Here is a 9615-nt window from a genome sequence, read left to right on the forward strand (position 1 = left end):
CCGCTTGGTGGGAACACTAAGCGGTTTTTATGTACTAAATCGCGTTCAATGTAACCAAGAAGACTCAATATGTGGAAAAAAACGTTACCCGCTTTGTTTATTCTCTCTCCATTCGCGCTTGCTACACCAGCAACCATACCAACTATGCCACCCACAGAGAGCACAACAGCAGATGTCGAACTGCAACCTCTAGCCTTAAAACAGCAATGGTTGAATGAGCAACAAACTCTTTTGCTGCAACGTGAAAATTTCTTGCAGTTAGAAAATCTAATAAATACAGCAATTAAGCAAAAAATGGTTTCCGAGCCCTTAATAAAGCTTGCTTCGCAATTAATTTCTGAAGAGTATCCTTTGCAAGAAGAAACACAATGGCTTCTTTTACGCGCCAAACTGGCTATGGTTACTCCCGAAAACCTCGCAACACGTGTACAAGAAATACAGACCTTCAGCAAACAGTATCCAAATACAGCCAAACGCAATAAATTAGCACAACTTCCTATCTCACTTTATGCAGAACACCAAAAGCGAGAGGAATTATTGCAATATGCAGGTAACACACCTGCTGAAGGGTTAAAAAATCAATGCCTCGTATTCGAGAGTAAATATCAGCAATTCAATGCAGAGCATACTGAATCCTTCAAATATGAACAAAAAAAGCTGTTGCAAGAGTTTGATCTTTTTTGGCAAAACACTCATACCACATTACCCCCAGAATGCGATTCATTAACCCAAGAGTGGCTAAAGCAAGGCTTTCTTAATGTAGAAAAAATAAAAAATAAAGCTGTTATTCACTTTCAACATAATCAAACACTGGCGGATATCCCCTCATCCGATGAAAATGTGCAGCAATGGCTAACAGAACTTGAATTTCTACGAACCAATGCAAACAGTTTGCAAACTTTTGCCGAAAATCAAGCGCTTGACCCATGGAATCAAGCCATCATCACCAAAGCATTTACATCATTTGTGAAAAGCCAGCCTGAAGAGAGCAATCAGGATCACTGGGCTATTTACCAAACTTGGGCAGAAAAATTCCAACTCTCCGCTGATGATATTCGCCAATGGAAAATCGCTTTTCTCAGTCGTGCATTTGATAATGATAACGTGGCATTTCAGCAATGGCGCGATGCACAACTTGCTGAATTAAAAGCAGATAATCTGCTTGAGCGGCGTCTTCGTATGGCAATTTGGCAGAAAACAGATTTGAAACCTTGGTTGGCTCTCCTCTCACAGGAAGCACAAAATAAGCAAGAATGGCAATATTGGATAGCCAAAACCAGCCCTGAGAAAGCAGCGCGCCTAACTAAATTAAGCCAAGAGCGTGGTTTTTATCCGATGCTTGCCGCAAATGCTCTGGGAAAACCTTATCAATTTGATTTTCCAAAAGCGCCAATGCTCAATGAAAATCAGCTAATCGCCTTTCGATCCCAATTAGCCAGAGTTGCAGAACTCCGGGCGTTACAACGTTTCGACCGAGCGAAATTGGCATGGCAAGATCTGCTACAATCCGTCAGTTTTACAGAAAAACTAGCCTTAACACACTATGCGCAACAACAAAACTGGTTTGATTTGAGCGTAGAAGGCACAATTATCGCCAAAGCATGGGATTATATTGATTTACGCCTGCCAAATGCTTATAGCGAATGGTTTGATCTCAATTTAAAGAATAAAAAAATCAGCAAAAGCTTTGCTATGGCAATTGCACGCCAAGAAAGTGCTTGGAATTTCCAAGCTAAATCGCATGCCAATGCTCTAGGGCTAATGCAAATGCTACCCACGACTGCAAAGCAAACGGCGAAAAATAATGGTTTACCATTTAGCGGAGAGCAAGATCTATTACAGCCATTTCGCAATATTATGCTTGGCACCACTCATCTTGCTGAATTAAATGAGAAATACCCCAACAATCGCATTCTAATCGCAGCAGCTTATAACGCAGGAAGTCATCGAGTTGAACGTTGGTTAGCAAGAGCGAATGGAAAATTGGCAATGGATGAATTTATTGCCTCTATCCCATTCTTTGAAACCCGAGGCTATGTACAAAATGTGCTCGCTTATGATTATTACTATCAAATGTTACAGGGTTTACAACCATTGCAGATGTTTACTAAAGCCGAACAACAACGCTATTAGCTTAATCCCAATAAGCACAATAAAAAATAACAAGCGGGTGGTTTTGCAGAAAAATTTGCAAAACCACCCGCTTGTTAAGTTATGACGCGAATGCTAACCAACCACTGAAGGTAAATTCGGTAAGAATGGGATCAACATAATAAAAATCCCAAAAATTAGCGCTAAAAATAGCGCAATATTGCCCCCCGCAACACGATAAGGCAAATTCGGATGTTGCTGACGTGCTCTCCAAGCTAAGCCAATAGGTAAAATCAAACCATAAAAAGCAAATAGAAGCCCCGCATAACCAAGCGCTGCAATAAATCCATTTGGATAAAATAGTGCGAAACCTAAAGGTGGAATAAAAGTACAAATTGTCAAGAAAATGCGATTTGTAGAGAGATTAAGCCGCTTAAATAGATCACCCACACCTTCAAAAATCCCCATTGCTACCCCTAAAAATGAGGTAATCAACGCTAAAGCAGAAAACAGGCGTACTAATTCGCCGAGCATATTACTCCCTGTAATTTGTGCCGTTGCGCTAACTAATCCATTTAATGTCGGATCTTGTTTTAACACTGCAACAAATTCATTTTGGCTAAGCACGCCATGTGTTGCTAACTGCCACAATAAATAGGCGCTAAGGGGAATGAGTGTACCAATAATAATCGCTAATCTGATTTTACGAATATCTGCCTCAAGATATTCATTGATTGATCCCATAATCACGTGAAAACCGAAAGAGGTAAAGAAAATAGGCACTGCCGAAATCACTAATAAATTATCTAACGGAATAGCGCTTAAATTGGCCAACTTAGCTTTAGGTAACATCATCAGCAATACAACAAAAAAAGCGACAACTTTACCAATAAAGAGTATCCGAGTGAGCCCATCAACACTTTTAATGCCTATCGCAACAACAGCACCTAATACCAAGGTAAAACATAAAATTCCTAAAGTTAAGTTTGTTTGACTATCCGCCGAAAACGGCAATACACCAGATAGTAACGAACCACCTCCTGTAATATATGCTGCGAGCAGCGCATATAACAAAACAAGCAAACTGAATGTAGCTAATATACGCCCCATTACCCCAAAATACTGCTCAGCTAATGTCGCTACACCGACATTACGCACCTTTGCTGTTTGGTAAACCTCCATAAAAAGCAAGCCGGTATACGTTAATAAAAGCCATAACCCTACTAATAAAAGAACTGTCATTGAAAAACCAATACCCGCTGAAGTTAATGGCATTGCCAACATACCCGCGCCAATTGTTGTGCCTGCAATCATCAATGCACTGCCTAATAATTTATTTCGCATTTCTGCCTCCTTAATGTATAAGGCGGGCATTATAGTTAGCATAAAAATAAATGTAACTAATTATTTTCATTGGAAATTTTCTTATACAAAGATGTAAATTTTCTTGCAAAGCTTAGGTAAAAAACACCTCAAAATGATTTTGCAAAAAAGTAGCAACACTACCCGCTTGCCTCATTGCCACCAAAAATTAGCATAATTAAAAACTAACAAGTTGATAAATAAACGTATTTTTTAATATTAAAGACCAAACACTATCATTTACTATACAACTCTCTACTTTCAAATTTCTCGTATTAACGTAACGCATTCTTTCCAAACAAATAATATCTACACTAGTTCCAAATATCTTTCCTATCTTTTTGCAGATAATTTCAACACTTTAACTCAGCATATAAAAAGAAAACGCTCAATTCTGCAACAATGGTTACAGAACTGAGCGTTTTCATCACCAGTAAGTAATTTATTACCAGTGGCTGACTTATCCTACGTCTTTCGCCGCTAAACCTTGCAAGGCTGCCGTCACTGCTTCCACTGCTCGTTTGGTTTTGCTACCCGTGCCGTGTAGGCGTTATCAAAAGTCTGCTGTTTATCGTTTAAATCCTGTTTTAATGCAAGATATTCAGGATGTTGAGCGATTTCTTCTTCTGTTTTACCCTCATTTTTCAAACGGGTTTCCACTTTGCCCATTTCCAGCTTCGCTTCCGTCACTTTTTCACGCGCCGAATGCGTGTAAATTTGGAATGCCTTCTCCGCAATCTCACCTATGCCTTTCACCAGCTCCTGTGTTTCTTTCACCTCACTGATGTCGTGTTTCGTCACTTTTTGATTGGCGTTTTGTGTATCTCGGTTGAGCTGGCTAAGCGTTTTTTCGGCGTTTTTATCGTTTGTGAGTGCAATGTTGATATTTTCCCCAATCGCTGCTTTTGTCGTGCTTCGCTCACTTTCGTTTTTATTGCCCAGTAAGCTCAGTGCCGACATCGGGTTCACTCCGCTTGTGCCACCGCTAATCGCTGCACTTCTTGTTTTCAGTTCACTGTGGTTTTCAATATCGCCGGTGGTCAGCGTGCCGGCTTGGAAGCGGTTGTTTTCTTGGTCTGCTTCGCTGGTAATGATTGCTCCATCAAGATGTGTGTTGCCTTAAACGGTAACATTCATTCCGCCTTTACCAATATCGACACTCGTTTGGTTTTCATCCTGTGCCGTGTTTAATTTGGCTGAGTTGTAAGCCGCATTTGCCTTTGCCCCACCGCCAGAGCCGTAAGTGACAGACACGCTGCCACCGGCTTGCACTTGCTCACTACTGTATTTGGTGAGGTCTTGGCGGCTAATGGCTTCAAAGTCTTGCACCTCTCCGGCTTTGACATTAGTGGCATCCAGTAAGAGTTTGCCGTTTGCAGAATGTGTGACTAATTTGCCCGCTTGTAATTGGTTGTTTTGCCAGGCTTGGCTTTGCAAATGTAATTCTGAATGCCTAAATAGATTTTTAAACAACAACGAAAAAACATCATCAACCTTTGCTTTTGGCAAGGTTGACGATTTTCCCGAAGATTTTACCAATTCAGAAACCACTACAAATTGTTGTTGGGATTGACTGAAAATGATTTTGTGAAATCTATGGTTCATTTTTAATTTTCATATATCAGGCAAATGTTTATCACCCGTCTGGAGACGGGCGCTATCGGGGAGTACCATTGAATATACATTCACCAACCAATACTAACCTTATATTTACTAGGTAATTCAGTTATTAATCTATTGTATAAACAAGCTCCTTGTATAAAAAACTCAGTTTCATCTTTCTTAGATTTAAAGTTAGAATTTGGTGGATAATCATCATATATAGCATTATATTTATCTCCCCATGTGGAAATATCATTTTTCAACTCATTACTTATAGGTAGATTTGTAGGATCAATATTTTCAACATTCCCATCATCATATAAAACCCATAAAGAATAACAAAAAAAATCAGGGTAGAATTTCAAATTTATCATTTAGAACCCCCGATGGTGCGAGCGTCCTCGCTCGTACCAAAATTTACAAAATATTAGGCAATATGTTTATCACCCGTCTGGAGACGGGCGCTATCGGGTTAAACATTGTTCTTGATATCATCATATATGAAAATTTCAGATACTAGCAATTTTACCTTTTTGAAATAACTTTTTATCTGAAGGATTATTTACCATAATAGATTCCTTTATCCTACTTCCATCTTCTAGTTTTAATTCAAAAGCATTTTCTGCAGAATCCTGACCATCTATATACAAATCCACGATAACCCCTGTAAATATTCTACTTTTAATCTTTCCTTTTGATATATTATCCCACCATTCTGTAGTTCCAAATAATCCAAACTCTCCTAAAAGACCTATGTTGTTATTAGATAATGTTGCCTTTTGATACATTCTCATTAAATATGGCTCGTCTATATTTTTTTCTGAGATCAAATACTTTCTTCATAGTAATTACTCCTAAAATTATTTTTCTATAGCTCGTAGGTTGGGTTAGCAAAGCGTAACCCAACAAGTATTTATTCATTACATTGGGTTTTCGCAGGCTCAGCCTAACCTACGAGCTACAAGCTATCTCCTTTGTCCAAAATACATAATCATAATAGATAGAGCGGTAATAATAGGCATAAATAATAAAAATCTAATATCTTCGTATATAAAGTTCCAAAAAGGTATTCTCATCTTGTACCTAAAAAAATAAAAGTATAACTTTATAAATGAAAATATACCTAATATAGCAATATTAGAAAAAATATATGATATCAAAAATGCAAACACATAAACTCTTAGAGGGTGTTTCATTTTTCCACTCCATTCAAAAGTTTAAATTTTTCATATTCATTTTCTGAAAATTTATTACTAATACTATCTATAGCATTTCCTACTCCTACAGGAACTGAGCTAGGTTCTACAAACCGAGTAATTGGGCTTCCCACTTTAATCGGCTCTGTTCTCAGGCTATTTCCATAAGTGTTAATATTTTTACCTAAGGTATTTTCAACTCCTTTACCAAACCCATAGCCTAATGTGCTTGTTACTGTTTTTACTCCTGCATTTTCTAAACCACCTTCTAAGAAGCCTACTCCTAAATTCCAAGCTGTATAAGCTTTAAAGCTAAAATCTTTAGTTACATAGGCTTCTGCCATATCTTTTGCAGTATCTTTTAAGCTGACCTCTCCACTAGCAAGATATTGAGAACCAGCACTTACTGCACCATTCGCGCCGACAATCAAGCGAGTTGATGGCGAAGATAAATCAAATAAATTTTTCCCTATCTTTGTAAGCCCTAATCCCGAATAAACGTAATATTCAGGTACAACTGGCTCTGCCCCTAATTCTCGTCCAAATACTTTATAATCATTTGAAAGTACTGAAATATTTGGATATTCAAATTTTGCACTAAATTCATAGGCATTCGTTTTTTCAGTTCTTACTGCACTAGCTGCTTGATCAATTCCTTTTTCTAATGCTTCTCGTAAAGTAGGATCGTTTTCCAGTCTATTTCGTACATTAGGATCAGCTAAAGCCCTCTCAATATTAGTAATAGTCTCGTGCCCTACTAAAGCCTGACTTGGTTCAATTTTAGCTTCAGCCTTGTTTGTATTCATCACTCTTGCCATCCAGCCAGAACCATCAAATTGTACATTTGTTCTAGCGTAATCAAAACCATCCTGTGCTGCTTTAGTATGTTCTGCACAGGCTTCACTACTACCGCCAAGACGACAAGCCGCTTTTAAGTTTTCGCTATTTGCCCGATTAACATCGGAAAATTCGTCTTTTACTCCTTTGATACATTCTTGATTATCTCCGCAAGTGGCGATTTCTCGTTTGTAGTCTATCCAGTCTTGTTTAGAAAGATAGTTATTCTCCACCGCTCTCTTAAGGTGTTGTTGGCTGTGTTGTTTATTTGACCTCTTGTTGGAAGCGAAAAATCTACAAGCGGTCGTTTTTCAGAAAAATTTTGCAAAATGGAAACAACATCCACAGTATCAGCAGAAATGACTTTAGACTTTCCGGCTGATTTAGCAAGTTCAGATACTACAACGAATTGTTGAGTTGCCCTGTTGAAAATAACTTGATGGATGTTGTTCATATTTACTTTTTAAAAAGTGCAAAATACCTAACAAAACTAACCGCTTGTAATTTGTGTTAGATCGTACTAGCGTGGACGCTAGCAATATATACTTCAGGCTAATCCTTGCTCGTGCCAAAACAACCAGTTGTTCTACCACTAAATTTAGAGCTTGTTGAATTTGGTGATTGAATATACTTTTTTATCATAAAATAAACATCTAAATTACTTTTTAGCCCACCATTAAGTAATAAGAAAACTCTCATTGCTCGCTTCATATAAACAAGCAACTCTAAATAAGGGATTCTCTCCTCGTATTCATACCCTATAAAAAAAATAACATCATTACTATATGAAATAAAATCAATCCCATATATTTCCCCTCTGAATTCTGATTTGTTCAATATGCACCTAAATAACTCTATCAAATTAATATCATTATATGCAAAAGCAAATAATGTACACAAATGACTTCTACATTTTTTAAAATACATTTTTTTATAAAATAATGTTTCAGGCTCTATATTTCCATACCTAAGTTTCTCACATAATGATAATTCATATAGTTTATACTCTGATTTATTTAGATGATGGATGAACATTTCTAACCTCACCTGTATTTGGATCTATATATACTCTGAATCTAATGCCATCATAGGTTACTGAATAGTTTTTAAAACCTTGTCTATCAATATGATCTCTATAACTGGTTGCTACAGCATCTTTAGCTAAGTTATACATTGAGTTATCATTGTATATAGAACTATCATATACTGTTTTAGGCTCTTTTATATTTTTAAACCCGATATTATTCCCTTTTCCATCAAAAGCTGGAATTTGGTAATAAATATCATATATCCCATTGTAGGGAGTAGGTATTATATCTCTGATTTTTCCATTAATCTCGTTGCTATATAATGATGAGACAAATTTATCTAAGTTGTGTCCTCCTTTTATACCTTTTCTGTCAAACCCGTGTTCATTTGATAAATGAAATTTAATTTGTTCATTCATTGGTACATATTGGTCATATTTTCCAAATCTAGATCCACTATATGAAGAAATTCCATTTGATAAAAAATCTCCCCATAATGAAATTTTATTGACTATATTTTCAGATAGCCCTGCATATCTAGAAAAATCCGCATTTGCCTTCACTTTTGCATTTTTCAGCACATCATATCTGTCTGAAAAACTTGTGACTTTTTCATAATCTTCAGAATAAAGATCTGAATAACGAGTATAAGTCGGGTAGTTATAACCTGTCGGAGTATATTCTGCCCCTGAGTAGCTGAATTTATCTCGTTCGAGTTTTTGCCGCTCTACTTGGCATTCAGCAGACAGACGGTTTCCTTCACAAGCTGAAATTAAAGCAATATCACTTTCTCTATCTTTACGGTTAATTGCATCAAGCTCAGACTTCTCTGCGTCTGTAATCGTGCCGGTTTGAAGTTTGCCTTCTAAAACACGTTTTCGTTCCGCCTCCTGTCGAGATAGGTAGTTATTCTCCACCGCCCGCTTCGCCGTTCCTGCCCCAAACACCGTATCCGCCGTTGTGCCGCCTGCAAGGTTGCCCGATACCGCCCCCGCAAGTTGTCCCGCTACTTTTAACAGGTTTTTCTCTTCGGTAGTGAGTTCGTTCGGTTGTTTGTTGAACACTGTTTCAGCCAGTAACATTGCACTGCCTTCGCCGACTAAACCAGCCACCGCCCCTGCACCAACGTTGTTGCCTGATACCCCAGCTTCTAATGCAGAAAGGGCGGCGTGCGCCAGTAAATTTGCCGTTTTGCTGTCTTTCGTTAGCTCGTGGATTTGGGCATTCAGCTCCGGGGAAAGCGCCGCTACTGCCACTTGCCCTGCACTGCCGCCACTTAGCACTGCGCCAAGTGTTGCCACTGCAGCCTCCATTTGCCGTCTTTTCGAGCCACCTTCTTCCCAAGCTTTATCTTTGGTTTCTTTGGCTCTTTTATCGGCATAGCTATTCGCTGCTTCGCTGAGGTTGCCAAGCGCATTGCTAATAGAGGCTTGCTCTTTCAGAACTTTGTTAATATCCTTCGGCTGTGCCACCTGTCGATTTGCTTGGCTTAAATCCGT

10 protein-coding genes are annotated in these 9615 nt (G+C 38.2%); 1 reads left to right on the top strand and 9 read right to left on the bottom strand.

Features of this window, described 5'->3' with window-relative positions:
* Positions 1-69: 69 nt before the first annotated feature.
* Entirely contained in the window at positions 70-2133 is a 2064-nt protein-coding gene (locus EDC51_RS01945) for a transglycosylase SLT domain-containing protein (RefSeq protein WP_131928032.1), read from the top strand.
* Between the two features lie 93 nt (positions 2134-2226).
* Here EDC51_RS01945 and EDC51_RS01950 read toward each other — a convergent pair whose 3' ends face one another.
* From EDC51_RS01950 to EDC51_RS01995, 9 genes are all read right to left on the bottom strand, one after another.
* A complete protein-coding gene (locus EDC51_RS01950; protein ID WP_131928033.1) occupies positions 2227-3435 on the bottom strand; it encodes an aromatic amino acid transport family protein in 1209 nt (402 codons plus the stop codon).
* Between the two features lie 519 nt (positions 3436-3954).
* On the bottom strand, positions 3955-4413 hold the full coding sequence (locus tag EDC51_RS10915) for a hypothetical protein (RefSeq protein WP_249038452.1): 459 nt from the start codon (positions 4411-4413) through the stop codon (positions 3955-3957).
* Positions 4414-4572: 159 nt separating this feature from the next.
* A complete protein-coding gene (locus EDC51_RS10920) occupies positions 4573-5058 on the bottom strand; it encodes an ESPR domain-containing protein (protein ID WP_249038453.1) in 486 nt (161 codons plus the stop codon).
* Positions 5059-5138: 80 nt separating this feature from the next.
* Positions 5139-5429 (bottom strand): hypothetical protein, encoded by a 291-nt coding sequence (locus EDC51_RS01970; RefSeq protein ID WP_131928034.1) that lies wholly within the window; start codon positions 5427-5429, stop codon positions 5139-5141.
* A gap of 135 nt (positions 5430-5564) precedes the next feature.
* Positions 5565-5885: a hypothetical protein gene (locus EDC51_RS01975; protein ID WP_131928035.1), complete on the bottom strand. Its 321-nt coding sequence runs from the start codon at positions 5883-5885 to the stop codon at positions 5565-5567.
* 362 nt (positions 5886-6247) lie between these two features.
* Complete coding sequence (locus EDC51_RS01980) at positions 6248-7321, bottom strand: hypothetical protein (protein WP_131928036.1); 1074 nt, start codon at positions 7319-7321, stop codon at positions 6248-6250.
* A complete protein-coding gene (locus tag EDC51_RS01985) occupies positions 7285-7542 on the bottom strand; it encodes an ESPR domain-containing protein (protein WP_131928037.1) in 258 nt (85 codons plus the stop codon). Before EDC51_RS01985 ends, EDC51_RS01980 begins: the two co-directional genes overlap by 37 nt.
* 98 nt (positions 7543-7640) lie before the next feature.
* Positions 7641-7925 (bottom strand): hypothetical protein, encoded by a 285-nt coding sequence (locus EDC51_RS01990; protein WP_131928038.1) that lies wholly within the window; start codon positions 7923-7925, stop codon positions 7641-7643.
* 175 nt (positions 7926-8100) lie between these two features.
* Positions 8101-9615, bottom strand: a 1515-nt coding sequence (locus EDC51_RS01995) for a VENN motif pre-toxin domain-containing protein (protein ID WP_211334976.1), incomplete at its 5' end; no start/stop codon positions are given.

Source organism: Bibersteinia trehalosi, from assembly GCF_004346205.1.
Lineage (GTDB): Bacteria > Pseudomonadota > Gammaproteobacteria > Enterobacterales > Pasteurellaceae > Bibersteinia > Bibersteinia trehalosi.